Source organism: Streptomyces chromofuscus, assembly GCF_015160875.1.
GTDB classification, from domain to species: Bacteria; Actinomycetota; Actinomycetes; order Streptomycetales; family Streptomycetaceae; genus Streptomyces; species Streptomyces chromofuscus.
In genome coordinates, this window is the sequence record NZ_CP063374.1 from 2371806 (window position 1) to 2398794 (window position 26989).

Genomic DNA, 26989 nt, shown 5'->3' on the forward strand with positions numbered 1-26989 from the left:
CATCTTGCCTGCTGACGCCCGCATCCGTAATGCCCATGGGACGCACCCCGGCCACGGCGGCGCGGAGTGATCGACACCACGTCCGTTTAATTTGCATCTCGGATGCAAGTTTTCATAGCGTGCCATTAGTCGAGCCCGAAGGAGTCGAGATGCTGTCCGAACCGTCCGCAGCCACCGTCCGCGCCACCCTCCCCGCCGTCGGCGCCGCCATCGGCCAGATCGCCGAGCGCTTCTACGCCCGGCTCTTCGCCGCCCACCCCGAACTGCTCCGCGATCTGTTCAACCGCGGCAACCAGGCGTCCGGCACCCAGAAGCAGGCCCTGGCCGGCTCCATCGCCGCCTTCGCCGCGTTCCTGATCGAGCACCCGGACCAGCGGCCCGACGCGATGCTCGGCCGCATCGCGCACAAGCACGCCTCCCTCGGCATCACCCCCGAGCAGTACCCCGTGGTGCACGAGCACCTCTTCGCCGCCATCGGCGAGGTCCTCGGCGACGCCGTCACGCCCGAGGTGGCCGCCGCCTGGGACGAGGTCTACTGGCTGATGGCGAACGCGCTGATCGCCATCGAGAAGCGGCTGTACGAGGAGCGCGGCGGCGCTCGCACACGGGAGTGGCAGGTCGTGGAGCGGGTCGTGGAGACCCGGGACGTCGTCACCTTCCGGCTGCGCCCGGTCGACGGCGGGCCGGTGGCCGCCTTCCGCGCCGGGCAGTACGTCTCCGTCCGCGTCACCCTGCCCGACGGCGCCCGGCAGATACGGCAGTACAGCCTGTCCGGCGCCCCGGACGAGAGCGTGCGCCAGTTCAGCGTCAAGCGCGTGCACGGCAGTGCAGAACCGGACGGCGAGGTCTCGAACCACCTCCACGCGCGCGTGGACGTCGGCGACGTCCTGGAGCTCTCCGAGCCGTCCGGCGACCTCGTCCTGGACGCCGGTACGGACACCCCGCTGGTGCTGGCCTCGGCGGGCATCGGTGTGACGCCGATGATCGCGATGCTGGCCGATCTCGCCGCCGGGGGCCACCGGGGCCCGGTCACCGTCGTGCACGGCGACCGCTCGCCCGCCGACCACGCCCTGCGCGCCGACCACGAGTCCTACGCGGAAAAGCTGCCGGACGCCGGCGTGCACCTCTTCTACGAGCGCGACGCCGAGCCCGGCCACCGCACCGGCCTGGTCGACCTGGGCGGCGTCGACGTACGGCCCGGTACGCGCGCGTACCTCTGCGGCCCGCTGCCCTTCATGCGCACGGTGCGCACCCAGCTGATCGACAAGGGCGTGGCGCCGGCCGACATCCACTACGAGGTGTTCGGTCCCGACCTGTGGCTGGCGCAGACCGCCTCGGCGCGCTGATTCGCGTCGCTGCCGGACGGCACCTCGGCGACCGACCGCCGGGGTGCCGTCCGGCAGTTGTGGCCGCCGTGCGTGTGCCCCGTTCGCGGCCGGTACGACGACAACGCAGGGGACCCGCGACCCGGCCGGCTGCTCCCGTCGGCCGGGTCAGTCGTCCGTCGCCGCCCGCACCCGGGTACGACAGCGCAGGCGGACCCGCGACCCGGCCGGCTCCCGTCGGCCGGGTCAGTCGTCCGTCGCCGCCCGTACCCGGGGCAGGCTCAGCAGCAGCGGGCCCGTCGGGGCGGTCACCATGTCCGCCACGGTGATCGGGTCGAGCGCCGCGAAGAACGCCTCCTGGGCCCTGCGCAGGGCGCCCCGCAGCCGGCAGCCGGAGTGCAGCGGGCAGGGCTTCTCCCCCTCGCACTCGACCACGTCGCCGTCGCCCTCGAAGGTGCGGACGACCGCGCCGACGGAGGCCGCGCGGCCCCGCTCGGTGAGGGTGAGCCCGCCGCCCCGGCCGCGACGGGCGTCGACCAGGCCCAGGTGCTGCAGCTCGGCGACGACCTTCGCGGCATGCGTGTAGGGGACGTCCATGTCCGCCGCGACCTGCTTGGTGGTGGGGTTGTCGGCGGCGGCGGCGACGGCGAGTCGCATCAGGACGCGCAGGGCGAGGTCGGTGGAGCGCAGCAGCCGCATACCATGAGGGTACGTAATACGCATTACGGATTCCAAATTTGCCGGCCCGCCCCCGGCCGACTCCTGCTCTTCGCGTGACCTCCCTACGGCACGGCGCCCGTTGCCCATTACCATCAGCGAGCCCCACCCGTTCCGTCCGTTCGCCCCCTCTCTCTCTCGAAGGACACGTCTGATGGGTTCCGCCAAGAAGAGCAGCACCGCGGCGCGCACGGCGCGCATAGAGGAGATGCGGCGCGCGGAGCGTGCCCGCGACCGGCGCAACCGCATCCTCACCATCGTGACGAGCGCGGTGGTCGTCGCCGGTCTGGTCGTCGGCGGTGTCGTGCTCGTCCAGTCGCAGTCCGACGACTCCGACAGCGCCGGTGACTCGAAGACCACCGGTAAATTCGTCACGGGCGCGGACGGCGTGAGGACGTGGCAGGGCAAGCTGACCCAGAACCACGTCAGCAAGAGCGTGAGCTACCCGATGGTGCCGCCGGTCGGCGGCGACCACAACCAGGTGTGGATGAACTGCAACGGCGACGTCTACGCCAAGGAGATCCCGAACGAGAACGCCGTGCACTCGCTGGAGCACGGCGCGGTCTGGGTGACGTACACGAGCAAGGCCGACCAGGCCGCCGTGGACGCGCTGGCGGAGAAGGTGAAGAAGACGCCGTACACGCTGATGAGCCCGGTCGAGCAGCAGAAGAACCCGATCATGCTGTCGGCGTGGGGCCACCAGCGCACGGTGACCGGCGCGGACGACCCGAACGTCGACAAGTTCCTCGCGACGTACGTCCAGGGCAAGCAGACGCCCGAGCCGGGCGCCGCCTGCACCGGCGGACTGGCGCAGTGACGGCGGCGAGGCGGGAACAGTGAGGCACGCGCAGGCCGGATGGATCGCCGGGGCCGCGGCGGCGCTGCTCGTCGCGGTCGGCGGGATCACCTACGCGGTCGCCGAGGACGGCGGCTCGGACACGGGCGCGCCCTCGGCCGACTCCGCGGACGCGGGCTTCGCGCGCGACATGGCGGTGCACCACCAGCAGGCCGTGGAGATGTCGTACATCGTGCGCGACCGCACCGACGACGAGGAGGTGCGGCGCCTCGCCTACGACATCGCGCAGACGCAGGCCAACCAGCGCGGCATGCTGCTGGGCTGGCTGGACCTGTGGGAGCTGCCCAAGGTGTCGGCGGCGCCGATGGACTGGATGGGCATGGGCGGCATGGTCTCCGGCGAGGACGGCGCGCTGATGCCGGGGATGGCGACGGACACCGAGCTGGACCGGCTCGGCAGGCTCAACGGCAGGCAGGCCGAGGTCTTCTACCTGCAGCTGATGACGGACCATCACCGGGGCGGCATGCACATGGCCGAGGGCTGTGCCGACAGGTGCACGGTCGAGGTGGAGAAGCGGCTCGCGCGGGGGATGGTCGAGGGGCAGCAGTCGGAGATCCGGCTGATGGCGGACATGCTGAAGGAGCGGGGCGCGAAGGCCCGGTCCTAGCCGGAACCCGTACGGCGCCGGTGTGCGGCGTGGGGTGGCCCACACCACGCCACCCCCCATCGCGTCGCTCTGACGATTACACTGGGCGCGTGCCTCAACTACGTCTCGCCCTGAACCAGATCGACTCGCGCGTCGGCGACCTCGCCGGGAACAGCGAGACCATCCTCAGCCGGACCCGGCACTGCGCCGAGCAGGGAGCGCATCTCGTGGCGTTCCCGGAGATGGTGCTGACCGGCTATCCCGTCGAGGACCTGGCGCTTCGCTCCTCCTTCGTCGAGGCTTCCCGAGCGGCCCTGCGCTCGCTGGCGGCGCGGCTCGCCGAGGAGGGCCTCGGGGAGCTGCCCGTGGTCGTCGGCTACCTCGACCGCAGTGAGACCGCGCAGCCGAGGTTCGGCCAGCCGGCCGGCGCCCCGCAGAACGCCGCGGCGGTGCTGTACGGCGGCGAGGTGGCCCTCACCTTCGCCAAGCACCACCTGCCGAACTACGGCGTCTTCGACGAGTTCCGCTACTTCGTGCCCGGCGACACCATGCCGGTCGTGCGGGTGCACGGTGTCGACGTGGCGCTGGCGATCTGCGAGGACCTCTGGCAGGACGGCGGACGCGTGCCGGCGGCGCGCTCGGCGAAGGCCGGGCTGCTGCTGTCCGTCAACGCCTCGCCCTACGAGCGCGACAAGGACGACACCCGGCTGGAACTGGTCCGCAAGCGCGCCCAGGAGGCCGGCTGCACCACCGCGTATCTCGCCATGATCGGCGGGCAGGACGAGCTGGTGTTCGACGGCGACTCCATCGTGGTCGACCGGGACGGGGGGGTCGTGGCCCGGGCACCGCAGTTCGCGCAGGAGTGCCTGGTGCTGGACCTCGATCTGCCGGCCGCCTCCCCCGACGCCCCGGACGGCGTGGTGGACGACGGGCTGCGCATCGAGCGGCTGGTGCTGTCCGAGGAGCCGGTGCCGGCGTACGAGCCGGAGCGGACGGGCGGGTACGCCGAGCGCCTGGACGACGACGAGGAGGTGTACTCGGCGCTGGTGACGGGCCTGCGGGCGTATGTGCGCAAGAACGGCTTCCGGTCGGTGCTCATCGGGCTGTCCGGCGGTATCGACTCCGCGCTGGTGGCGGCGATCGCCTGTGACGCGGTGGGGGCGGAGAACGTGTACGGCGTGTCCATGCCGTCGAAGTACTCCTCCGAGCACTCCAAGGGGGACGCGGCGGAGCTGGCGCGGCGGACGGGGCTGAACTTCCGTACCGTCGCGATCGAGCCGATGTTCGACGCGTACATGGGGTCGCTGGGGCTGACCGGGCTGGCCGAGGAGAACCTGCAGTCCCGGCTGCGCGGCACGCTCCTGATGGCCATCTCCAACCAGGAGGGCCACATCGTGCTGGCGCCGGGCAACAAGTCGGAGCTGGCGGTGGGCTACTCGACGCTGTACGGAGACTCAGTGGGCGCGTACGGGCCGATCAAGGACGTGTACAAGACGTCGGTCTTCCGGCTGGCCGGCTGGCGCAACCGGGCGGCCGAGGAGCGGGGCGAGACGCCGCCGATCCCGGAGAACTCCATCAGCAAGCCGCCGAGCGCGGAGCTGCGGCCGGGGCAGGTCGACACGGACTCCTTGCCGGACTACCCCGTCCTGGACGCGATCCTGGAGCGGTACGTGGACCGGGACGAGGGGGCGGACGTGATCGTGGCTGCCGGGTTCGACCGTGAGCTGGTGACGCGGACGCTGCGGATGGTGGACACGGCCGAGTACAAGCGGCGGCAGTATCCGCCGGGGACGAAGATCTCGCCGAAGGGCTTCGGGAAGGACCGGCGGCTGCCGATCACGAACGGGTGGCGCGAGACGGCGTGACGCCGGGGCGGGTTGCCGTCCATCGCCGGGTGCCGGTGCGTGAGGGCTGGTCGCGCCCACGCGGCGGAACCCCAGGTTGATACGGCCCCGCCCTCTCCTTGAGGGCGTTGCGCCGAGCTTGGCCGCGCAACGCCCTCCACCCCATCGCTCAGCGGTGCAGTGCTTTCGACGTCTCCGGGACGTGCGCCGCCACGAGGCGTTCGCGTCCCACCGTGGTGCCGCGACGGTCCACCGCGTACGCCGTGAGCGCGACCGCGATGCCCAGTACCGCCAGCGCCGCGCCCGCCGTGGCCGGGGACGTCGTGCCGAAGCCCGCCGCCAGGGCGAGGCCGCCGATCCAGGCGCCGCCGGCGTTGGCCAGGTTGAAGGCGGCCTGGTTGGCGGAGGACGCCAGGGACGGGGCCGTCGACGCCTTCTCCATGACCATCATCTGCAGCGGCGAGCCGGTGACGAACGCCGCCGTGCCGAGCAGGGTCACGCCCAGCGCGGCGCTCCACCGGTCCGCCATGAGCACCGGGAACAGGGCGAGGACCACGACCAGCGACGCCAGGCCGCCGAAGAGGGTGCCCCGCATCGCGTGGTCGGCCAGCCGGCCGCCCAGCAGGTTGCCGACGGTCGCGCCGACGCCGAACAGCGCCAGCAGCAGAGTCACGCTGGTCTCGGCGTACCCGGCGGAGTCGGTGAGCATCGGCGTGATGTAGCTGTACGCGGCGAAGAGCGCGCCGAAGCCCGCGACCGTCGTGCCGAGGGCCAGCCACACCGGCAGCGACCTCAGCGCGGCCAGCTCACCGCGCAGCCCGCTCGCGGAGGCGTGCGTGCGGTCGTGCGGGATCAGCACCGCCAGCGAGGCGATCGCCGCCACGCCGATCGCGCTGACGGCGAGGAAGGTCGCCCGCCAGCCGAGGTGCTGGCCCATGAGGGTGGCGACCGGGACGCCCGCGACGTTGGCGACCGTCAGGCCGAGGAACATCAGCGAGACGGAGCGGGCCTTGCGCTCCGGCGCGACCATGCCGGTCGCGACGACGGCGCCGACGCCGAAGAAGGCGCCGTGCGGCAGACCGCTCAGGAAGCGGGCGGCGAGCAGCCAGTGGTGGTCGGGGGCGAACGCCGACAGCGCGTTGCCGACGACGAACAGCGCCATCAGGCCGATCAGGACGGTCCGCCGGGACATCCGGGCGGTGACCGCGGCGAGCAGCGGCGCGCCGATGACGACGCCCAGCGCGTAGGCGGAGACCAGATGGCCGGCGGTGGGGATGGAGGTGTGCAGGTCGTCCGCGACGTCGGGCAGCAGCCCCATCATCACGAACTCGGTCGTACCTATGCCGAAGGCGCCCACGGCGAGGGCGAGCAGGGCCAGGGGCATGAAGGGCCTTTCAGAGCGAAGTTCCGTCCCTCTATGTTCATGTTCGGAACAAAGACTCTCAGGCCGAGTATTCCGGCAGGTTAAGGCCCGGTTGCGGCGACCTCCCGGACGAGGTGAGCCGGCCCACACCGCTCAGGGGGCGGACGTCTCCATCCGCACCCGCGCCGCCACCGGCAGATGGTCACTCCCGGTCTGCGGCAGCGTCCACGAGCTCACCGGCTCGACGCCCTTGACCATGATCTGGTCGATCCGGGCCATCGGGAACGACGCCGGCCAGCTGAAGCCGAAGCCGCTGCCCGCCGCGCCCTGCGTGGAGCGCATCTGCGCGGTCACCGCCTTCAGGGCGCGGTCGTTCATGGTGCCGTTGAGGTCGCCGAGCAGGACGACCCGGCTCACCTTCTCGTCGGCGATGGCCTCGCCGAGCGCGTCGGCGCTGGTGTCGCGCTGCCGGGCGGTGAACCCGGCCTCCAGCTTGACCCGCACGGAGGGCAGGTGGGCGACGTAGACGGCGAGCTCCCCGCCGGGCGTGGACACCGTGGCGCGCATGGCCCGGATCCAGCCGAGTTTGATGTCGACGGGCCGGACGTCGCTGAGCGGGTACCTGCTCCACACCCCGACCGTGCCCTGCACCGCGTGGTACGCGTACGTCGACGCCAGCGCCGCCTCGTACGTCGGGACGGCCGCGTCGCTCAGCTCCTCCAGCGCCACCACGTCGGCGCCGGACGCGGCGACGTCCCGGGCCGTGCCGGACGGGTCGGCGTTTTCGGCGTTGACGTTGTGCGTGACGACGGTCAGGTCGCCGCCGCTGCCGGCCTTGTCGGTGAGCAGCCCGCCGAAGACGTTGAGCCAGACGACCGCCGGGAGCAGCACCGCGATCAGCGCGACGGCGGACCTGCGGACCAGGGCCAGCAGGAGCAGCACCGGGACGAACAGGCCGAGCCAGGGCAGGAACGTCTCGGTCAGACTGCCCAGGTTGCCCACGCTGTTGGGGATGTGCGCGTGGACGACCATCACGCCGGCCAGCAGCACCGCGAGCACGGCCACGATCAGGCCGCGCCGCCAGATGCGGGGATCGCCTCGCCAGCCGTCGGCCACACGGGCCGCCACGTGCCGCAGCCGAGATCCGCGGCGCTCGGGTCCCGAGCCACCGCCGGCCGTCTCCGTCACGTACGCCTGCTGCGCCATACCGTCGCCTCGCTACCTGCCGTGCACTCCGTCGTCCCCCGCGCACAAGACCCTAGGGGATGTCCGGTCCGATCCTGCCGTCACATGACGGCCGTACGGGCACTTGGGACGAACAAGTCCGCGCTCGGGGTTCCGCTTTCGCGGGACGGAAGCGTCCTCTGTGACGAAACCCGCACATTCGGGTTACTCCATCGGTGAGCTGACGGGGCGTAGCCCTTCGAGCAGCGTGTCCACGAGCTGTTCCGCGAGCCCTTCGGGGAGTTCGGCGTCGGGGTGCAGCAGCGAGCGGACGAGCATGGGTCCGACGACGATGCCGTGGACGACGTCGAGGTCGACGTCCGCGCGGGGTTCGCCGTTCAGCTGCCCCCGGCGCAGGACGTCCATGCCGAGGCGGCGGGGCGCGATGACGGCGCTGTGGCAAGCGGCCCAGATGCGGGGGCTGGTCTTCATCTGGGCGTGCGCGGTGCGCAGGATCGCCCAGGTGCGGTTGGCCAGGCCGCGGCGGCGCAGGGCGTCGAGGAGGACGACCGGGTCGTCGCGCACGGAGGTGCCGGTACCCGGTTCTGGTGCTCTCCTTGCGTGACGGGTGCCCCACGTGCCGGGGTCCCCTAGCCGTCGGTGGCACGAGGTGCCACCATGGGACTGGTCCGGGGACGCCGTCAGGGCGCCTCGAGATGACGTAAGGAGCCGTTGCAATGACGCAGCTTTCGGCTGCCCACACCGCACCGCAGAAGCCCTCCGACGGCAGCAGGGCGCTGTACGGGGGCAAGGGCACCCGCCGTATCACGGTCCGGGACATCACCGCCGCCAAGGAGCGCGGCGAGAAGTGGCCCATGCTCACCGCGTACGACGCGATGACCGCGTCCGTCTTCGACGAGGCCGGCATCCCGGTGATCCTCGTCGGCGACTCGGCGGGCAACTGCCACCTCGGGTACGAGACCACCGTGCCCGTCACACTCGACGAGATGACCATGCTCTCCGCGGCGGTCGTACGGGGCACCAGGCGCTCCCTGATCGTCGGCGACCTGCCGTTCGGCTCCTACCAGGAGGGGCCGGTGCAGGCGCTGCGCTCGGCGACCCGGCTGGTGAAGGAGGCCGGGGTGCAGGCCGTGAAGCTGGAGGGCGGCGAGCGCTCGCACGAGCAGATCCGGCTGCTGGTCGACTCCGGCATCCCGGTCATGGCCCACGTCGGGCTCACCCCCCAGTCCGTCAACGCCATGGGCTACCGGGTGCAGGGGCGCGGCGAGGAGGCGGCGGCGCAGCTGCTGCGGGACGCCAAGGCCGTGCAGGACGCGGGCGCGTTCGCGGTGGTGCTGGAGCTGGTGCCGGCGGAGCTCGCCGCCGAGGTGACGCGCACGCTGCACATCCCGACGGTCGGGATCGGCGCGGGTGCGCGGACGGACGCGCAGGTGCTGGTGTGGACCGACATGCTCGGGCTGACCGGGGGCCGGGTGCCGAAGTTCGTCAAGCAGTACGCGAATCTGCGTGAGGTGATGGGCAGCGCGGCGAAGGCGTTCGCCGAGGACGTCGTCGGCGGAACGTTCCCGCAGGAGGAGCACTCCGTCCACTGAGCCACAGCCGCACCAGGGACGGCCCGCCGATCATCCCCCGTCGGCGGGCCGTCCTGCTCACGTCGGCCCCCTGTCGGCTGCCTGTCGGCCGTTTGTCGGTGGCGGCTGGCACAGTCCTCGCCATGACACGAATCGACAAGAACCCCAGCAGCGCGGCCGTGACCGTGCGGGGGCTGGTCAAGCACTACGGCGAGACCAGGGCGCTGGACGGAGTCGACCTGGACGTGCGTGAGGGCACGGTGATGGGAGTGCTGGGGCCGAACGGGGCCGGTAAGACCACGCTCGTGCGGATCCTTTCCACCCTGCTGGCCCCGGACGCCGGCCGGGCGACCGTGGCCGGCTACGACGTGGTGCGCCAGCCCCGGCAGCTGCGCCGGGTGATCGGGCTCACCGGGCAGTACGCCTCCGTCGACGAGAAGCTCCCCGGCTGGGAGAACCTGTACATGATCGGGCGGCTGCTGGACCTGCCCCGCAAGGAGGCCCGCGCGCGGGCCGACGAGCTGCTGGAGCGGTTCTCGCTCACCGAGGCGGCCAAGCGGCCTGCGGCCACCTATTCCGGCGGTATGCGCCGGCGGCTCGACCTGGCGGCCTCGATGATCGGACGGCCGGCCGTGCTGTTCCTCGACGAGCCCACCACCGGCCTCGACCCGCGCACCCGCAACGAGGTGTGGGACGAGGTGAAGGCCATGGTCGGCGACGGGGTCACCGTCCTGCTGACCACGCAGTACATGGAGGAGGCCGAGCAGCTGGCCTCCGAGCTGACCGTCGTCGACCGGGGGAAGGTCATCGCGGGCGGCGGGATCGAGGAGCTGAAGGCCAAGGTCGGCGGGCGGACGCTGCGGGTGCGGCCGGCCGATCCGGAGCAGCTGCGCCCGCTGGCCCGCGCCCTGGACGAGCTGGGCATCACCGGGCTGGCCACGACCACCGTGGACACCGAGGGCGGCGCCGTGCTGGTGCCGATCCTCAGCGACGAGCAGCTGACCGCCGTGGTCGGCGCCGTCACCGCGCGCGGTGTCACGCTCGCCTCCATCAGCACCGAACTGCCCAGCCTGGACGAGGTGTTCCTGTCCCTCACCGGCCACCGCGCCAGTGCCCCGCAGGACGCCGTGCCCGCCGACGACCGCGAGGAGGTCGCCGTATGAGCGCCGCCGTCACCACTGCCGACGCCGACACCCGCATCCCGCTGCGCGCCCACCTGCGCCACACCGGGGCCCTGATCCGCCGCAACCTGCTGTGGATCCGGCAGGACCCCGAGTCGATGTTCGACGCGCTGCTGATGCCGGTCGTCTTCACCCTGCTGTTCGTGTACGTCTTCGGCGGCTCCATCGGGCAGGCCCTGGGCGGCGGCCAGGACGGCTACGTGCAGTACGTGATTCCCGGCATGATCGCGATGATGAGCATGACGCTGTCCCAAGGCGTCGGCACCGGCTTCAGCCAGGACTTCAACTCCGGTGTCATGGACCGCTTCCGGTCCCTGCCGATCGGGCGCGGCTCGGTGCTGTTCGCGAAGATCTCGGTCGAGCTGGTCCGGATGCTGTTCGCGACGACCGTGCTGATGATCGTCGCCGTCCTGGTCGGCTTCGAGATCACCGACTGGCTCGGCGTGCTCGCGGCCGTGGGCCTGTCCACGGCGTTCGCCTCGTCGATCATGTGGGTGTTCCTCACCCTGGGCGTGGTCCTGAAGAACGCGCAGTCGGTGCAGGCGATGGGCTTCCTGGTGCTGTTCCCGCTCCAGTTCGGCTCGTCGATCTTCGCGCCGACGGCCTCGATGCCGGGCTGGCTCCAGGCGTTCACCGACTACAACCCGCTGTCCACGCTCGCGGACGCGGCCCGCGGCCTGATGGTGGGCGGACCGGTGGCGCAGGACCTGTGGGTGACCCTCGGCTGGTCGGTGGCGATCACGGCGGTGATGGCGCCGGTCGCGATCCACAAGTTCCGCACCAAGAGCTGACCGCCGGTCAGATCAGGGCGGCGGCCTCCTTCTCGGTGAGGCCGCCGCCCTCGGCGTACGCCGCCGCGTACTCCTCGTCGGACAGCACCGCCCGGACGGCGGCCGTGGCGCGCCGGTGCGCCTCACGCTCCAGGGAGGACATCGCATGGCTACGGGGCAGCAGGGCGTCGGCCGCGCCGAGGCAGCGGGCGGCGTCCCGGGCGTCGGGCCCGCCCTCGGCGGCCACCGCGAGCGCCGCGATGACGAGGTACGCCGACACCAGCTGCGGGGCCATGGCCCGCGACAGCGGGTCCGCCGCCTGCTCCAGGCCGCGCCGGACCTTCGCCCGGGCCTCGGCCCAGTGGCCCTCGGCGGCGTCCACCCAGGCCTCCTGGGCGAGGATGAACGCGTCGAACACGACGAAGTGGGCGATGGTGAACTCCTCGCGCAGGGCCCGCAGATGCTCGCGCGCCTCGGCGATACGGCCGGTGCAGCTGAGCCATCCGGCGAGGACGATCCGGCCGAACGGCATGGCCTCGTTGTGCGCGCCCTCCGCGGCGCCGATCACCTCCCGCAGCAGCCGCTCGCCCCGCTCGGCCTCCCCCGCCTCCAGCAGGGCGCTGCCCAGCCGGGCGGTGAGGACGGCGTGCTGGGCGCGGGCGCCGAGCCGCCGGGCATGCGCCATGGCCGCCTCGTAGTCGGCGGCGGCCTCCTCGTAACGCGCCTTGCGCTCGTGGGCCTCGGCACGGGCGGAGAGCGCCTCGGCGCTGCCCCAGGCGTCACCGAGACGTTCGAAGATGGCCAGCGACTCGTCGGCGTCCCGGCCGGCGTCGGCCGCCCGGTCGGCGTGGTTGGCGCGGATGTTGGCGCGCAGTTGCAGGCTGGTGGCGAGTTCCCAGTCGTAGCCGGGCGTCGCGCGGCAGGTGTCGACGGCGGCGTCGAGGAGCACGCCCAGCCGGTCCATGCCGCCGGTGAGCATCACCGCGTAGAACGACAGCATGCCGGGGCTGCGGCAGGTCTGCGGCAGGCCCGGCTCGTAGGTGTCGGCCATGGCCCGCAGCTTGCGCTGGGCCTCGGGGGTCTGCCAGGCGTCCAGCTCGGTGTCCATGCAGGCCAGGTGGGCCAGGTGGACGCCGCGCCGGGCCTCCTGGAGGAGTTCCCCGGTCAGCGGGGGCGGTTCGTCGGTGCAGCGCTGCCACACCGGGGCGGCCTTGCGGACCGGCTCGGTGAACGGGTCGGGGCCGAGCTCCATCACCGCGCGCGACCAGTTGCGGGCCTCCGTGCGCAGATCCCGCATCTGCCAGTACCAGGCCAGCGACAGCACCAGGCACAGCGCCTCCTGCTCGTCGCGTTCGGCGACGGCGTGGCGCAGGGCGGTGCGCAGGTTCTCGTACTCCTGCTGGAGCCGTTCGACGGCGGCGAGCTGGCCGGAGCCGCGCAGCAACGGGTCGGTCGTGCGGGCGAGTTCCCGGTAGTAGGTCAGATGGGCCCGCGCGGTCTCGGCACGGCGGCCGGCCTCGTCGAGCCGTTCGCCGGCGTACTCGGCGACGGTCTCCAGCAGCCGGTAGCGCATCTCGCCGTCGCCGGACGGGGCGGCGACGACGAGCGACTTGTCGACCAGGGAGCCGAGCGCGTCCAGGGCGGTGGGTCCGCACACGGCCTCGGCCGCCGCGAGGTCGCAGCCGCCGGCGAACACGGACAGGCGGCGCAGCACGTCCCGCTCGTCGTCGTCCAGCAGGTCCCAGGACCAGTCGACGACGGCCCGGAGCGTCTGCTGGCGGGGCAGCACGGTCCGGCTGCCGGAGGTGAGCAGGCGGAAGCGGTCGTCGAGCCGGTCGGCGATCTGGCGGGGCGTGAGCATCCGCAGCCGGGCGGCGGCCAGCTCGATGCCGAGGGGCAGGCCGTCGAGGCGACGGCAGATCTCGGCGCACGCCTCGGGGTCGTCGTCGATCCGGAACCCGGGCCTGGCGGCGGCCCCGCGATCCGCGAGCAGCCGCAGGGCGTACGGCTCCGGCAGCGGCTCCACGGGCCGCAGCACCTCCCCCGGTACGCCGAGGGGTTCCCGGCTGGTGGCGAGGACCGTGAGGTTCGGGCACCGCGCGAGCAGCTCCTCGGTCAGCCGGGCGGCGGCGTCGACGACGTGCTCGCAGTTGTCGAGGACGATCAGCATGCGGCGCCGGGCGCAGTGCTCGACGAGTCGGGCGACGGGGTCGTCGTGGCGGTCGGTGACGGCGGCCCGCAGCTCCTCGGCGCCGGCGCCGTGCAGCACGGTCTCGCGGGCGCCGATCGCGGTGAGCACGGCCTCCGGGACGGCGGCCGGGTCGTCGACGGGCGCCAGTTCGGCCAGCCACACCCCGTCGAGGGCCGCGTCCCGTACGGTCTCGGCGGCCTCCTGCGACAGCCGGGTCTTGCCCGCCCCACCGGGGCCGAGCAGCGTGACCAGCCGGGCGGTGGCCAGGTCGCCGCGGATGGCCTCGATGTCGTCGGCCCGCCCGACGAACGAGGTGAGGCGGGCCCGCAGGTTGCCGCGCGGGTGGGGCTCGGCCGGGCGGGTGTCCCGCTGCCGGAGCAGCTCGGCGTGCAGGGCGCGCAGCTCGGGTCCCGGGTCGGACCCCAGCCGGTCGGCGAGCAGCCGCCGTACGTCCTCGTAGGCGGCCAGCGCCTCGGCGGTGCGGCCCGCGTCGCGCAGGGCGCGCAGGCGCAGCGCCTGGAGGGGTTCGTCCAGGGGGTGGCTCTCGCACAGGGCGGTCAGCTCGGGCAGCGCCTGCTCGGCCCGGCCGAGGGCGAGGGAGGCGGCGAGCCGGGCACGGCGGGCGTCCAGCCGGCGGGCGGCGCAGCGGGCCGCCTCGACGGTGCGGTCCGGGAGGTCGGCGAGGGCGGGGTCCTGCCACAGGGCGAGGGCGTCGTCGAGGAGGACGGCGGCTTTCGCCGGGTCGCCGTCCGCCAGGGCCAGGGCGCCCTCGTCGGCGAGCCGCTCGAACCGGTGCAGGTCGACGTCGTCGGGCGCGGCGGCCAGCCGGTAGCCGCCCTCGGCCGACGCGATAGCCTGCGCCCCCAGCACCCGGCGCAGCCGCCCCACGAGCGCCTGCAGTGCCCCGGCCGCGTCGGCGGGCGGGTCCCCGTCCCACACCTCGTCCACCAGCAGTCCCGCGGGCACGACCCGGCCGGCCCGCAGCGCCAGCACGGTGAGCAGCGCACGCAGGCGCGCCCCACCGACCGGGAGAACCGAACCGTCGGGGCGAACCGCCTGTGTGGTGCCGAGGATGCGATAGCGCACGGGACCCATTGTCACCGCCGCGGCCAGGGCGCCGTCTCCGGGTTGACGCCCGCATGAACCGCGGGGGCGGGAACCGAGGGCGACGGGGAACCTTCCCGTCGGACGCCGACGTTCCCCTCACGCCACCGGTACGGTCGGTCCCACGCCGCACGCCACGTCAGGAGAACTCCCCATGACCACCGCCGCCACCCGTCGCGCCGAGCGGCGGATCAGTCCCGTCTTCCTCGGGATACTGGCCGTCACGGCGGTGACCGGGTGGGCCACCTGGACCGGGTTCGCGGCGCAGCCCGGGGTGGCCGTGTTCCTGTTCGTGACCGGTGCGTGGGTCGTGTCGCTGTGCCTGCACGAGTACGCGCACGCCCGGACCGCGCTGCACGGCGGGGACATCACGGTGGGCGCGAAGGGGTATCTCACGCTCAACCCGCTGAAGTACACGCACGCGCTGCTGAGCATCGTGCTGCCCGTGCTGTTCGTGATCATGGGCGGGATCGGGCTGCCCGGCGGTGCGGTGTTCATCGAGCGCGGGCGGATCCGAGGACGCTGGAAGCACAGCCTGGTCTCGGCGGCCGGTCCGCTGACGAACGTGCTGTTCGCCGCCGTGTGCACGGCGCCGTTCTGGCTGGACGCCCTGGACGGGGTGCCGCGCGACTTCCGTCACGCGCTGGCGTTCCTGGCGCTGCTGCAGGTGACGGCCGCGATCCTGAACTTCCTGCCGGTGCCGGGCCTGGACGGCTACGGCGTGGTCGAGCCCTGGCTGTCGTACAACGTCCGGCGGCAGGTGGAGCCCATCGCGCCCTTCGGGCTGCTGCTGGTGTTCGCGCTGCTGTGGATCCCGGCGCTGAACGGCGCGTTCTTCGACGTGGTCGACGCCGTGCTGCGCGGCCTCGGCGTCGGCGAGGCCGACACGTACTGCGGGTACGAGCTGTACCGCTTCTGGCTCGGGACGAACGAGTACTGCTCGGTCAGCCCGTGACCGAGTCCCGCCGTCCGGCGCTGCCGCGCCTGAGGTAGTACCAGGCCATGTTGGACGACAGGCCCGCCAGCAGCACCCACACGACACCCAGCCAGCTGCCCCGCACGAAGGACAGGACGGCCGCGGCGACCGCGAGGACGCAGACGACGAGGGCGTAGAGGGCGAGTCGCCGGGCCGGGCTGGGCGGGGGCAGGGCGGGCATGGTGGTCGGCTCCTGTCGGGGGACACTGGTGCTGACACCAGTGTCCCCCATGGGGTCATACGTCCGTGACGCGCAGGCCCGCGTGCGCCTTGTACCGGCGGTTCACCGAGATCAGGTTGGCGACCAGCGACTCGACCTGGTGGGCGTTGCGCAGCCGGCCCGCGAAGATGCCGCGCATGCCGGGGATGCGGCCGGCCAGCGCCTGCACGATCTCCACGTCCGCCCGCTCCTCGCCGAGGACCATGACGTCGGTGTCGATCTCCTCGATCTGCGGGTCCTGCAGGAGGACGGCCGACAGGTGGTGGAAGGCGGCGGTGACCCGGGCGTCCGGCAGCAGGGCGGCGGCCTGCTCGGCGGCGCTGCCCTCCTCGGGCTTCAGCGCGTACGCGCCCTTCTTGTCGAAGCCGAGGGGGTTGACGCAGTCGACGACGAGCTTGCCCGCCAGCTCGGCGCGCAGGGACTGGAGCGTCTTGCCGTGCCCCTCCCACGGCACGGCGACGATCACGATGTCGCTGCGCCGGGCGCACTCGGCGTTGTCGGCGCCCTCGACGCCGTGCCCGAGTTCCCCGGCGGCGGCCTGCGCGCGCTCGGCGGCGCGCGAACCGATGATCACCTTCTGGCCGGCCCGCGCGAGCCGGTAGGCGAGGCCCTTGCCCTGCGGCCCGGTCCCGCCGAGCACACCGACGACCAGCCCGGAGACGTCGGGCAGGTCCCAGGGGTCCTTGGCGGGGGCCTTCGCGGGCTTCTCTGCAGCAGCACTGTCCGTAGAGGTCATGAGCCAGACTCTACGGCCGGCCCCGCCGGCCGGCGGTCTCAGGTGAGGCGCGTCACGGGCAGCCGCCGGAAGGCGATCCGCTCGTACGCCCCGAAGTCGCCGGTCTCGTACAGCAGCCCGACCGTGCGGTCGTCGACGCGGACCAGGTCGGAGTAGGCGGCGGGGAGGCCGTCGACGGTGTGGGTCTCGCGCCAGGTGGTGCCGTGGTCGGTGGAGGCCCGCAGCGTCATCAGGCCGCGCCCGGTGGGGAACGCGGGGCCGGAGAACAGCAGGACGTCGGGCTTGCCGAGGTGCAGGACGCTGGCCTGGCAGACGGGGCCGGCGAGGCCGGCCTGCGGGCGGAAGGGCTGCACGAGCGTCGCGCCACCGTCCTCGGAGAGGGCGTCCGCGCGGTTGCCGGGCGACGGGGAGTCGTTGCGGGTGTTGAAGTAGACGCGCCCGTCGGCGAGTTCGGCGGCGGTGGTCTCGTTGGCGTTGATGTAGCCGTCGCTGTTGTGGTCCAGGTAGCCGAGGTACCAGCTCTCGCCGCGGTCGTCGCTGAGCAGGCAGTGTCCGCTGTTGTACTTCGCCTCGTCGCCGACGTCGGAGCCGGTGGGCGGGAGGGTGTGGTTGCCGGGCACGACGACCCGGCCGGTCTTCAACTGGATGGCATGGCCGGGCGTGGTGGCGTACCAGCGCCAGCCGGGCCGCTTGACCTGCTCGGTGATCTCGCGGGGCGCGGACCAGCTCTGCCCGTCGTCGTCGCTGTGCTGCACCCACACCCTTCTGCCGTCGGCCTCGCTCACCTCGCCGCGCAGGATGAGGTGCTCGGAGGCGGACGCGGCGGAGCGGACGTGGACGAGCAGGATGCGGCCGGTGTCGAGGACGACGGGGGCGGGGTTGCCCGCGAGGTCGGTGCCGTTGTCGGCGGCGACCTGCAACGGGCCCCAGGTGCGGCCGCCGTCCGTGGAGCGCTTCAGCACGATGTCGATGTGACCCCAGTCCTTCGCGGAGTCGACCCTGCCCTCGCAGAAGGCGAGGAGAGTTCCTTCGTGCGTGCGGACGACGGCCGGGATGCGGTAACTGGCGTACCCTTCGCGGCCGGCGCGGAAGGGGACGGTGGCTGCGGACATGGGCGGCTCCTTCAATGCTGCACCCGTGTGGTGCGGTGTGGCGCTCGGCGGTCGGGTTGGGGGGTCGGGCTCGGTGCTCGTGGTTCGCTTGCGGTCTCGGTGCTCGTGATTCGCCTTTCGTGCCGGTGATGCGTGCTTCGCCCTTCGTGCTCGATGACGCGTGCTTCGCCGTTCTGCTTCCCCGATCGGCGCGCCGGTGATCTCCGTGAACGGCGGTCATGCGACCCTGTGCCCCTCTTGGGCGAATTCACGAGGAACTCCCGGTCCCGGGAGGCCGGTTGCGGCAGTATGCGGGGGCATGGATGCCGTACGGGTCGCGTTGCTGCGCGAAGTGCTCGCCGGGACCGAGTGGTTGGGGGCCACGCGGAGGTTCGCCGGGGTGCTGCGCGGGTCCGTGGTGTCGCACGGGGGCGGCCTGCTGCTGGTCGGCACGCGCGAGTACGAGCCGTGGCACCTGGCTGCGCACCTGGTCGACGAGGCGGCCTGGTCGGGTACGCCGGAGCTGGCGCCGACCCTCGTGCGCCATGACGCGCGCCCCTCGGACCCGGCGCACCTCGCGGTCGGGCTGGGGCGGATCGAGGCCGCACGGCGCGGGGAGACGCTGCTGACGGTGGCGCCGGAGGAGCCCTGCGACGCGCTGCTGGAGCGGGTGCACGACGCGCGACGGGCCGGTGCGACGGTGCTGGCGCTGGGCACCGCCGAGGGGGAGCTCGCGGCGATGGCGCACGACGCGCTGGCCGTCGGGGCGGAGTCGGAGCTGGACCTGGACACCGTGCAGCACCTGGTGAGCGCGGCGGCGGGCGAGAACCCGCTGCCCACGTCACGGGGCCGCCGCCGCTTCCGGGACCGCCTGGCCCGCCTGGCGGACGAACTGACGGCCCCACCGCCTCCCCGCTGGTAGCCCCGCACGGCTGATGGCCCCACACCGCTGGTGGCCGACCGACGAGCGGACTCACCGCCTTCCCGCCGGTAGCCCGACCCGGCCGGCAACCCCACACCGCTGGTACGACCGCCGGCAGCACGCACCGCCCCGGCCGCCGGTAGCCGCCCCGCCGACAGCCCTCACCCCCCCGGTAGGCGCCTCCGCCGGCAGCGCTCACCGCCCCGGCCGGTAGGCGCCTCCGCCGGCAGCGCTCACCGCCCCAGCCGGTAGGCGCCTCCGCCGGCAGCGCTCACCGCCCGGCCGATAGCCGCCCCGCCGCCGGCCCTCTCCGGGTACCCGCCCCGCCGGCAGCCCCTCCCTGGTACCCGCCCCGCCCGACAACAGCCCCCACCACCCGGGGCGGCTGCCACGAAAAGCGGTTGCCCCGGGCGTCGGCCCGGCCGAGCATGGCCTGTCGTGACCGACGACGCCCGAACGGTGCCCCCCACCGGCCTCCGCGCCCTCCTCCCCGATCTCGCCCCCTGGCGGGCCTCCCGGGACTTCCGCCGGCTGTGGGTCTCGGGACTGGTCACCAACTTCGGCAGCTTCCTGACCTTCGTCGCGGTACCGGTGCAGGTGAAGGAACTCACCGGGTCCGCCGCGGCCGTGGGGGCGATCGGGGCCGTGGAGCTGGTCCCGCTCGTCGTGTTCGGGCTGTACGGAGGTGCCCTCGCCGACGCCTGGGACAAGCGGCGGCTGATCGTGTGGACGGAGGCCGGCCTCGGGCTGCTGTGCGCGGCGCTGCTGGTGAACGCTCTGCTGCCGACCCCGGCGGTCTGGCCGCTGTACATGGTCGCCGCCCTGTCCTCCGCCCTGGGGGCGGTCCAGCGGCCCGCGCTGGACGCGCTGACGCCGCGGATCGTGGCCCACGAGCACCTGCCGGCCGCCGCCTCGCTCAACGCGCTGCGCTGGCAGGTCGGCGGTATCGCCGGGCCGGCGCTGGCGGGCGTGGTGGTGGCGTACGCGGGGCTGGGCTGGGCCTACGCGCTGGACCTTGCCACCTTCGTCGTCTCGGTGGCGCTGGCGCTCGGCCTCGCCGCCTCACCGGCGTCCGCCGAGGCGGTGAAGCCGTCGTGGACGTCGATCGCGCAGGGCGCCCGGTACGCGTGGAGCCGCAAGGAGCTGCTGGGCACCTACGCGATCGACCTCGCGGCGATGTTCCTGGCGATGCCGCTCGCCGTGCTGCCGTTCCTCGCGGACGAGCTGGGCGCCGCGTGGTCGCTGGGGCTGATGTACGCGGCGATCCCGGCGGGTTCCCTGCTGGTGAGCCTCACCAGCGGGTGGACGTCGCGGGTCCACCGGCACGGGCGGATGGTGGTGCTGGCGGCGGCCGGCTGGGGTCTGGCCATGGCCGCCGCGGGGGTCGCCGCGAACGTGTGGCTGGTGCTGCTGTGCCTCGCCCTGGGCGGCGCGTTCGACATGGTCAGCGGGATCTTCCGCGCGGCGATGTGGAACCAGACGATCCCCGACGAGCTGCGCGGCCGGCTGGCCGGGATCGAGTTGCTGTCGTACTCGGTCGGTCCGCAGCTCGGCCAGGTCCGGGCGGGAAGCATGGCCGCGTGGGCCGGGGTGCGGGCGTCGGTGTGGTCCGGCGGGCTGCTGTGCGCGGGCGCGGTGGGGTTGCTGGCGCTGTGCCTGCCGAAGCTGATGACGTACGACGTCCGCACGAACGAACACGCGGTGCGGCTGCGCGAACAACGCGCAGCCGCACCGGCGACGACCTGACACCGGCCGCACCGGTCCCTCGGGCACGAAGCCGCCGGGCAGCGGGCCACGAGCACCAGCCAGGAAGTTCCTCCCGCACCGAGCCGCCGAGCACGGGCTGTCGGCGTCGGGCTTTCAGGCGTCGGGCTTCAAGGCGTCGTTCCTTCGGGCCTCGGGCCGTCAGGCGTCGGGGCCCGCGGGGCCGGTCCTTCGGAGGGCGCAGTGATCAGCGGTCCTCGTGCTCGCCTCGGCCCACGGTGTCGTGCCACCGCGGGTCGTTCTCCCACTGGAGGTTCCGCTCGCGGGCCGTCTCCATCGCGTGTTCGGCCTCCTCGCGGCTGGCGTACGGGCCGAAGCGGTCCTTGGCCGGGCACTCCGGGCCCTCCTCGACCTTCTTGTGCTCCAGGCAGTAGTACCACTCGCCCGGCTTCCCGACCGTGCGCTTCTTGAACAGGGCCATGACCGGCTCCTTTCGCCAGGGGACATGGTCTCGTATGCCCGCTGGTTAGACTCGCTGACATGTCTGGCCAGTCGCTGCTCGTACCAGGGGAGCTGTCTCCCACCCGTTCCGTGCCCGGAAACATCCGCCGGCCCGAGTACGTCGGCAAGCCCGCGCCGACCCCGTACACGGGCCCCGAGGTGCAGACCCCGGAGACGATCGAGGCGATGCGGATCGCGGGGCGGATCGCCGCGCAGGCGATGGCGGAGGCGGCGAAGGCCATCGCGCCGGGCGTGACGACGGACGAGCTGGACCGGGTGGCGCACGAGTTCCTCTGCGACCACGGCGCCTATCCTTCCACGCTCGGCTACCGGGGCTTTCCGAAGTCCCTGTGCACCTCGGTCAACGAGGTCATCTGCCACGGCATCCCCGACTCGACGGTCCTGCGCGACGGCGACATCGTCAACCTTGACGTGACCGCGTACATCGGCGGGGTGCACGGCGACAACAACGCCACCTACCCGGTCGGGGACGTGGACGAGGAGAGCCGGCTGCTGGTCGAGCGCACGCGGGAGTCGCTGAACCGGGCGATCAAGGCGGTGAAGCCGGGCCGGCAGATCAACGTGATCGGCCGGGTCATCGAGTCGTACGCCAAGCGTTTCGGCTACGGCGTGGTCCGTGACTTCACCGGTCACGGCATCAACTCGTCGTTCCACTCCGGCCTGATCGTCCCGCACTACGACGCCCCGCACGCCACCACCGTGATGCAGCCCGGCATGACCTTCACCATCGAGCCGATGCTGACGCTCGGGACGCACGAGTACGACATGTGGGACGACGGCTGGACGGTCGTCACCAAGGACCGCCGGCGGACGGCGCAGTTCGAGCACACGCTGGTGGTGACGGACACCGGCGCGGAGATCCTGACGCTGCCCTGAGCCCCGCTCGTCCCCAGTGCCCCAACAGGCAGTGTTCGCCCCGTCGGGCAAACGTTGCCTGCCGGGGCACTGGCTCGTGAAAGGCCCGCTCTCCTCGGAGGGCGGGCCTTCTTGCGTGTGCGGCGGACGGGGATGCGGGGTACAAAGATACCGACAGCACGTCGGAAACCCTGTTGACTTAGGTTAGCCTAACCAGAGAAGCTGGGCCCATGGACTCCTTCTCCACCCTCCTCCGCACCGCTTCCCACGAGCAGCACATGGAGGCGGAGACCTCGACGTTCATGAGCGATCTGCTCGGCGGCCGGCTGGGGGTTGAGGCGTACGCGCGCTACACCGAACAACTGTGGTTCATGTACGAGGCCCTGGAGACCGGCGCGGACCGGCTGGCGTCGGACCCCGTGGCGGGCCCCTTCGTCCGGCCGGAGCTGTTCCGGCTGCCCGCCCTGGAGCGGGACCTGGAGCACCTGCGCGGCGCGGACTGGCGGGCGGGCCTCACCGCCCTCCGGGCCACCCGGACGTACGCGGACCGGGTCGCGGAGTGCGCGCGCGTGTGGCCGGCCGGCTACGTCGCCCACCACTACACCCGCTACCTCGGTGACCTCTCCGGCGGCCAGATCATCCGCGACAGGGCCGAGCGGACATGGGGCTTCGCGAAGAAGGGCGACGGCGTCCGCTTCTACGTCTTCGAGGACATCGGCAACCCGGCGGCGTTCAAGCGGGGTTACCGCGAGCTGCTGGACGCCATCGACGCGGACGAGCTGGAGCAGCAGCGGATCGTCGCGGAGTGCAAGAAGGCGTTCGCGCTGAACACGGCGGTGTTCCGGGCGCTGGGCGAGGAGTTCCCGCTGTCGGCGTGAGTGGGACGGCGGCGACGGGACGGGTCCCCCTCGCGTCGGACGAGAGGGACCCGGGGCAGGTCGGGGCCGGCCGGCCGGCTTGTCCTGCTCAGTAGTCGAAGACTCCCCTGTGGCAGAGCGCGCCGGCCCACTCGAGGTCGGCGGTCACCGTGTCGATGGAGCCCTCGTACGGGCTGCACGGGATGGGCTCGTCGGACACGGCCCGCTGGCCGTGGCTGTCGTAGGCGACGGCCGTCGCGGCGCCGGTGGCGGTCAGGGCGGCGGCCAGAACGGTCGCGGCCAGGGCGGATCGGATGCGCATGGGGCTCCTCTCGCGATGCTGCTGAGTGGTCACGCCCATCGGTCCCCGCTCCCCACATCAGGCACACGCGGTTCCACCCTTACGGACGCTCGTCGCGTCAGCGCTCCAGCAGCACCCGCCCGCCGAGCTCCACCCACCCCTGGGGCTGCGGAGCGGTGAGGATCTGCGCCCCGGCGCCCTGCGCGATGTTCAGCGCACGGCCCAGCCGGGCCGTGAGCAGCAGGGCGGCGTCGCCGGTCGCCTCGTCCTCCTCGTCGCCGTCGTCCCGGCCGGGGAAGCCACGGGCCCGTACCCGCCCGGCCGCCTCGTCCTCCCAGGCCCAGGCGTAGACCCTCCCCCGCTGCCCGGAGCAGGCGCCGGGCGCCGCCGGCGGCGGGACCGGCAGGTCGTCCACCTCGGCGGCGGTGGCGTACTGGCGCAGGACGCCCGGCCCGGACCACTCCGGCCGCGCCTCGATCCAGCTGAACTCCCCGTCCTGCCGGGCGCCCACCACCCCGGCGGGCGTGACCAGTTCGGGCACGTCGAGCAGCCAGGCCGCGCCCACGCACGAGTGCGCCGCGAACGGCAGGCGCGCGCTCGGCGCGTAGACGTCGATGACGCCGCGCTCGGGGTCGTCCACGAACACGGTCTCGCCGAAGCCGAGCTTCTCCGCGAGCGCCTGCCGTTCGTCGTGCCCGGGCATGACCGAACCGTCACGGACGACGCCCAGTTCGGTCCCGTACCCGCCGTTGGCCGCGCAGAAGACACGCAGCACGTCGTAGTCAGTCACCCGGGCATTCAAGCACCACGGGCGCGGCGCGGCGGTCGCCGGACTACGCCTCGGTACGCCGCCTGCGCACCACCACCACGCCCACGCCCGCCGCGACGGCCACGGCGGCAGCCGCGCCCAGCGGGCCCACGGGGACCTCGGAGCCGGTCGCGGCGAGACCGCCCGGCCGACCAGGGTGGCGTCCTGGGACGTCTCGCCGAGGTGGTGTCGCTGAGGGTGAGGTCGAGGCCGTACTCGTCCCCTTCCTTGTGGGCCACTGAAGTTCACCGCGCCGTCGAAGGCGGCGGAGAGGGTGCCGGCGCCGGTGTCGCAGCTGCCGGTCGGGGCGGCGACGGTGAACTCGCCGTCGCCCGCGGCCTGCTCGGCCCCGCGACGCGGCGGTGGCCGCGGCCATGGCGGCGACCGAGGTGACCGGCTTCGCCCTGCGGCCCTTCTCCGCGCTCAGCGGCGCCGACCGCGCCCGTGTCGCCCTCGCCCGGGTCCTCGCCCAGCGCGCACCGCTGTTGCCGCTCGACGAACCGACCGCCGTCGTTGAGGTGCTGCCCCATCCACGGACCGGGGCGGTTCTGGTCGTTCCCCGGCGGGAGCCGTGAAGTCCGGGTCACGGTGTGGCCGCTGTGCTCGGACCGGCCGTCCGCGCGACCGGGCCCACCGGTAGGGTTCGCCTCCGGAAGGGGAAGGGGAAAGGACCCGATGAGCACGGATCGCGGCCCTCGAAGGCTTCGCAGGCTGGACCGGAGCGCGCTCGTGGCCGCTTCGTTGACCGCTTTGTCGTTGACGGCGAGCGGGTGCGTGGTGGTGCACGGGGAGCGGGAGGTGCTGCCGGGCGCGACCGAGGACGAGGCGGCCGAGGCGCTCGCGGAGTTCACGAGCGCGTACAACAGGGCGGACAAGTCCTACGACAGTTCGCTCGACGCCGACCATGTCACCGGGCCGCTGGCCGCCATCGACGAGGCGCGGCTGAAGGCGGGTCACGTCAACAACCCGGGCGGCAACCCCAACCACGCGCCGCTGGAGTTCAGCGACGTCCGCTACACCATCCCGAAGAAGGCGGGCTGGCCGCGCTGGTTCCTCGCGGACGCCAAGGCCAACCGGGGCGGTGACGCGCGCTGGCTGCTGGTGTTCACCCGGGACGGGTCGGCCGACAGGTGGGAGGTGTCCTATCTGACCCTCGTCGCGCCCGGAAAGGTACCGCAGTTCAAGAAGGACAAGGACGGCTGGGCGGAGGCCCTGCCCGTCGAATCCGCCGAGTTCGCCATGAATGTGGCCGATGTGAGCAAGAACTACGTGACCTACCTGGCCGAGGGCGGGGACGGTTTCGCGACCGGCACGCACACCAGCGCGTGGCGTCAGCAACGGGAGAAGAACAAGGAACGGCCGGGTCTGGTCACCCAGTACATCGACGAGCCACTGACCGGCGGCGACTACGCCCCGGTCGCGCTGCGCACCGCGGACGGCGGGGCGCTGGTGTTCTTCACCACACACCACTACGAGAAGCAGACCGCCGCGGCGGGGACGTCGGTGCCGACGCCGAACGCGGACGTGGAAGCGCTGACGACCGGCGAGATCAAGCAGTCGCTGACGATGGAGTTCGTCTCCAACCAGGTGGCACTGGACCCGAAGAAGGGCTCCGGCAGCCAGGAGGTGACGGTGCTGGGCCGGATTCAGGGGCTGACGTCGGCCAAGGGCGAGTAGGCCCGCCGGGGCGGGACGTCAGCGGCGCAGGGGCCAGGCCGCGCTCGCGTGGTCGGGCTCCGCGCCCGCGTGCCGGGCGCAGGCGTCCGTGAGCACTTCCAGCAGGCTCAGCGGGTCGGGCAGCGGGTGTTCGGGACCGCGCACCCAGTGCACGCTCTGGTCGTCGCCGGGGAGCCGGGCCGGGGGGACGAGGACGTAGGAGCCACGGCAGTGCCAGCGCAGGCCCGGATGCTCGTCCATCGTCTCGGGGTGACAGTCGAGTTCGCACGGCCACCACTCGTCCTCCTCCTCGGGGGTGCCGCGGGTGAGGGTGAAGAACAGCATCCGGCCGTCGTCGCTGACGGCGACCGGGCCGACCTCGATGCCGGCGGCGAGCAGCCGGTCCAGGGCCTCCCGCCCGGCCTCCAGCGGTACGTCGAGCACGTCGTGCACCATGCCGGTCGCGGTGATGAAGTTGGCCTGCGGCTGATGACGGACCCAGCGCTCGATCTGCGCGCGGTCGGTCGTGGACTGCGTCTGCCAGGCGAAGGACACCGGATGCCGGGCGGGGGTGGGACAGCCGACGCGGTCACAGGAACAGCGGTAGCCGGGGGCGGGATGCGCGGCGGGCGCCAGGGGCAGTCCCGCGGCGGCGGTGGCCAGGAGCAGGGCCTCCCTGCCGCCGCCGTCGGCGGCGGCCTCCTTCGGGCGGCGTCCACGCAGCCACTGGGAGAGTTTGCCCTGCCGGCCGGAGCGGCCGCCGAACTCCGCGCTCATCTATCCCCTCGCCTCGCCTGGTGAACGGTCAGCATGACCCATGGTCCCACCATCCTGCGCCCCGGGGGGCCGCAGTCCCCAACCGGGGCCGGGGGCAGGAGACATACTCCACACCGTGGATCACTCAAAGCGACGGCGCGTCACATGCCGTCATCGTGGCGCGAGGCCGTGCAGCGCGTAGTCGACGAGGGTGTCGGTGTACTCGTGGGAGATCGGCCCCGTGTGCTGCAACCAGCGCTGGGCGAGCGGGGAGACGAACAGTTCCAGGGCGATGCGCGGGTCGACGTCGGGGCGGACGTGACCGGCGTCCTGCGCCGAGCGCAGCCGCCGGACGTAGAGCTGGAGCTGGGGTTCGAGGAGCTTGGCGACGAACTCGCGCCCGAGTTGCTCGTTGACGACGCCCTCGGCGGCCAGGGCGCGGGACGGGGCCTCGAACTTGGGGTCGAGGAGTTCGTCGACGGTGGCGCGCAGGACGAACTTGAGGTCGGCGCCGAGGTCGCCGGTGTCGGGGATGCCGTACTCGGCGCCGGGCCGGGCGCCCTGCTCGGCGGCCTGCCCCGCGCCCCGCTCGGCAGCCTCGGCAGCCTGTTCGGCGGCCTGCTCGCCGAGGTCGAGGAAGGCCTCCAGGAGGACGTCCGCCTTCGACGGCCACCACCGGTAGATGGTCTGCTTGCCCACGCCGGCCCGGGCGGCGATGCCCTCGATGGTGGTCTTGGCGTAGCCGACTTCCCCGACGAGCGCGAGGGCGGCGTCGTAGATCGCGCGGCGGGACCTCTCGCTGCGGCGGGTGGTGTCGGGGGCGGGCTTCTTGACCATGCGGCGAATCTATCAGGTTGACAAGACGGTGCGTCTCGCCGCACGCTGACAGGGC

General features: G+C 72.9%; 25 protein-coding genes and 2 pseudogenes. 14 read left to right on the forward strand and 13 right to left on the reverse strand.

Features of this window, described 5'->3' with window-relative positions; translation table 11 throughout:
• Positions 1–149: 149 nt before the first annotated feature.
• Positions 150–1346, forward strand: a complete 1197-nt coding sequence (locus tag IPT68_RS10630; RefSeq protein WP_189696894.1) for a globin domain-containing protein — start codon at positions 150–152, stop codon at positions 1344–1346.
• A gap of 225 nt (positions 1347–1571) precedes the next feature.
• Here the strand turns inward: IPT68_RS10630 and IPT68_RS10635 are convergent, their stop codons facing one another.
• Positions 1572–2024 (reverse strand): RrF2 family transcriptional regulator, encoded by a 453-nt coding sequence (locus tag IPT68_RS10635; RefSeq protein WP_189696893.1) that lies wholly within the window; start codon positions 2022–2024, stop codon positions 1572–1574.
• A gap of 172 nt (positions 2025–2196) precedes the next feature.
• Here IPT68_RS10635 and IPT68_RS10640 point away from each other — a divergent pair, with 172 nt between their 5' ends.
• The 3 genes from IPT68_RS10640 (at position 2197) to IPT68_RS10650 (ending at position 5349) form a co-directional block, all read left to right on the forward strand.
• A complete protein-coding gene (locus IPT68_RS10640) occupies positions 2197–2859 on the forward strand; it encodes a DUF3105 domain-containing protein (RefSeq protein WP_189696892.1) in 663 nt (220 codons plus the stop codon).
• A gap of 19 nt (positions 2860–2878) precedes the next feature.
• Entirely contained in the window at positions 2879–3505 is a 627-nt protein-coding gene (locus IPT68_RS10645) for a DUF305 domain-containing protein (protein WP_189696891.1), read from the forward strand.
• An 89-nt stretch (positions 3506–3594) separates the two neighbouring features.
• Positions 3595–5349, forward strand: a complete 1755-nt coding sequence (locus IPT68_RS10650) for an NAD+ synthase (RefSeq protein WP_189696890.1) — start codon at positions 3595–3597, stop codon at positions 5347–5349.
• A 148-nt stretch (positions 5350–5497) separates the two neighbouring features.
• Here IPT68_RS10650 and IPT68_RS10655 read toward each other — a convergent pair whose 3' ends face one another.
• The 3 genes and pseudogenes from IPT68_RS10655 to IPT68_RS10665 form a co-directional block, all read right to left on the reverse strand.
• The gene (locus IPT68_RS10655; RefSeq protein ID WP_189696889.1) at positions 5498–6712 is read right to left on the reverse strand and encodes an MFS transporter; all 1215 of its coding nucleotides are present in this window, start codon (positions 6710–6712) and stop codon (positions 5498–5500) included.
• Between the two features lie 132 nt (positions 6713–6844).
• Positions 6845–7897: an endonuclease/exonuclease/phosphatase family protein gene (locus IPT68_RS10660; RefSeq protein WP_189696888.1), complete on the reverse strand. Its 1053-nt coding sequence runs from the start codon at positions 7895–7897 to the stop codon at positions 6845–6847.
• A 183-nt stretch (positions 7898–8080) separates the two neighbouring features.
• Positions 8081–8470 (reverse strand): annotated as a pseudogene (locus IPT68_RS10665) (TetR-like C-terminal domain-containing protein); the annotation flags it as partial.
• A gap of 122 nt (positions 8471–8592) precedes the next feature.
• Here IPT68_RS10665 and panB point away from each other — a divergent pair.
• The 3 genes from panB to IPT68_RS10680 all read left to right on the forward strand — a co-directional run bounded on the left by panB (position 8593) and on the right by IPT68_RS10680 (position 11419).
• Positions 8593–9468: a 3-methyl-2-oxobutanoate hydroxymethyltransferase gene (gene panB / locus IPT68_RS10670; RefSeq protein ID WP_189696886.1), complete on the forward strand. Its 876-nt coding sequence runs from the start codon at positions 8593–8595 to the stop codon at positions 9466–9468.
• A gap of 122 nt (positions 9469–9590) precedes the next feature.
• Entirely contained in the window at positions 9591–10610 is a 1020-nt protein-coding gene (locus IPT68_RS10675; protein WP_189696885.1) for an ATP-binding cassette domain-containing protein, read from the forward strand.
• Positions 10607–11419 (forward strand): ABC transporter permease, encoded by an 813-nt coding sequence (locus tag IPT68_RS10680; RefSeq protein ID WP_189696884.1) that lies wholly within the window; start codon positions 10607–10609, stop codon positions 11417–11419. The genes IPT68_RS10675 and IPT68_RS10680 overlap by 4 nt, the downstream gene beginning before the upstream one ends.
• 7 nt (positions 11420–11426) lie before the next feature.
• On the opposite strand, the gene IPT68_RS10685 is transcribed toward IPT68_RS10680, so the two are convergent.
• Positions 11427–14684, reverse strand: a complete 3258-nt coding sequence (locus tag IPT68_RS10685; protein ID WP_189697073.1) for a BTAD domain-containing putative transcriptional regulator — start codon at positions 14682–14684, stop codon at positions 11427–11429.
• A 163-nt stretch (positions 14685–14847) separates the two neighbouring features.
• On the opposite strand from IPT68_RS10685, the gene IPT68_RS10690 reads away from it, so the two are divergent.
• Positions 14848–15648 carry a site-2 protease family protein gene (locus tag IPT68_RS10690; protein ID WP_189696883.1) on the forward strand — a complete coding sequence of 267 codons (801 nt, stop codon included), beginning with the start codon at positions 14848–14850 and terminating at the stop codon, positions 15646–15648.
• Here the strand turns inward: IPT68_RS10690 and IPT68_RS10695 are convergent.
• The 3 genes from IPT68_RS10695 to IPT68_RS10705 are packed head-to-tail and all read right to left on the reverse strand — an operon-like array spanning position 15638 to position 17737.
• Entirely contained in the window at positions 15638–15850 is a 213-nt protein-coding gene (locus tag IPT68_RS10695) for a hypothetical protein (RefSeq protein ID WP_189696882.1), read from the reverse strand. The two genes, IPT68_RS10690 and IPT68_RS10695, sit on opposite strands and share 11 nt — an antisense overlap.
• Positions 15851–15905: 55 nt before the next feature.
• A complete protein-coding gene (npdG, locus tag IPT68_RS10700) occupies positions 15906–16625 on the reverse strand; it encodes an NADPH-dependent F420 reductase (protein WP_189696881.1) in 720 nt (239 codons plus the stop codon).
• Between the two features lie 38 nt (positions 16626–16663).
• A complete protein-coding gene (locus IPT68_RS10705; RefSeq protein WP_189696880.1) occupies positions 16664–17737 on the reverse strand; it encodes a sialidase family protein in 1074 nt (357 codons plus the stop codon).
• Between the two features lie 298 nt (positions 17738–18035).
• On the opposite strand from IPT68_RS10705, the gene IPT68_RS10710 reads away from it, so the two are divergent.
• Both IPT68_RS10710 and IPT68_RS10715 read left to right on the forward strand, forming a co-directional pair.
• Positions 18036–18638, forward strand: a complete 603-nt coding sequence (locus IPT68_RS10710) for a hypothetical protein (protein WP_189696879.1) — start codon at positions 18036–18038, stop codon at positions 18636–18638.
• A gap of 438 nt (positions 18639–19076) precedes the next feature.
• Positions 19077–20384 carry an MFS transporter gene (locus IPT68_RS10715; RefSeq protein WP_189696878.1) on the forward strand — a complete coding sequence of 436 codons (1308 nt, stop codon included), beginning with the start codon at positions 19077–19079 and terminating at the stop codon, positions 20382–20384.
• Positions 20385–20589: 205 nt separating this feature from the next.
• On the opposite strand, the gene IPT68_RS10720 is transcribed toward IPT68_RS10715, so the two are convergent.
• Positions 20590–20823, reverse strand: a complete 234-nt coding sequence (locus tag IPT68_RS10720) for a hypothetical protein (protein ID WP_189696877.1) — start codon at positions 20821–20823, stop codon at positions 20590–20592.
• A gap of 59 nt (positions 20824–20882) precedes the next feature.
• On the opposite strand from IPT68_RS10720, the gene map reads away from it, so the two are divergent.
• Positions 20883–21740 (forward strand): type I methionyl aminopeptidase, encoded by an 858-nt coding sequence (gene map, locus IPT68_RS10725; RefSeq protein WP_189696876.1) that lies wholly within the window; start codon positions 20883–20885, stop codon positions 21738–21740.
• Between the two features lie 209 nt (positions 21741–21949).
• The gene (locus tag IPT68_RS10730) at positions 21950–22597 is read left to right on the forward strand and encodes a biliverdin-producing heme oxygenase (RefSeq protein ID WP_189696875.1); all 648 of its coding nucleotides are present in this window, start codon (positions 21950–21952) and stop codon (positions 22595–22597) included.
• Positions 22598–22685: 88 nt separating this feature from the next.
• Here the strand turns inward: IPT68_RS10730 and IPT68_RS10735 are convergent, their stop codons facing one another.
• Positions 22686–22898 (reverse strand): hypothetical protein, encoded by a 213-nt coding sequence (locus IPT68_RS10735; RefSeq protein WP_189696874.1) that lies wholly within the window; start codon positions 22896–22898, stop codon positions 22686–22688.
• 97 nt (positions 22899–22995) lie between these two features.
• A complete protein-coding gene (locus tag IPT68_RS10740) occupies positions 22996–23667 on the reverse strand; it encodes a PhzF family phenazine biosynthesis protein (protein WP_189696873.1) in 672 nt (223 codons plus the stop codon).
• A 371-nt stretch (positions 23668–24038) separates the two neighbouring features.
• Here IPT68_RS10740 and IPT68_RS10745 point away from each other — a divergent pair.
• Positions 24039–24260 (forward strand): annotated as a pseudogene (locus tag IPT68_RS10745) (ATP-binding cassette domain-containing protein); the annotation flags it as partial.
• Positions 24261–24360: 100 nt separating this feature from the next.
• On the forward strand, positions 24361–25362 hold the full coding sequence (locus IPT68_RS10750; protein WP_189696872.1) for a hypothetical protein: 1002 nt from the start codon (positions 24361–24363) through the stop codon (positions 25360–25362).
• A gap of 18 nt (positions 25363–25380) precedes the next feature.
• On the opposite strand, the gene IPT68_RS10755 is transcribed toward IPT68_RS10750, so the two are convergent.
• Together IPT68_RS10755 and IPT68_RS10760 are read right to left on the reverse strand one after the other, a co-directional pair.
• Positions 25381–26118, reverse strand: a complete 738-nt coding sequence (locus IPT68_RS10755) for a bifunctional DNA primase/polymerase (RefSeq protein ID WP_189696871.1) — start codon at positions 26116–26118, stop codon at positions 25381–25383.
• A 150-nt stretch (positions 26119–26268) separates the two neighbouring features.
• Positions 26269–26934, reverse strand: a complete 666-nt coding sequence (locus IPT68_RS10760) for a TetR/AcrR family transcriptional regulator (protein ID WP_189696870.1) — start codon at positions 26932–26934, stop codon at positions 26269–26271.
• Positions 26935–26989 lie beyond the last annotated feature (55 nt).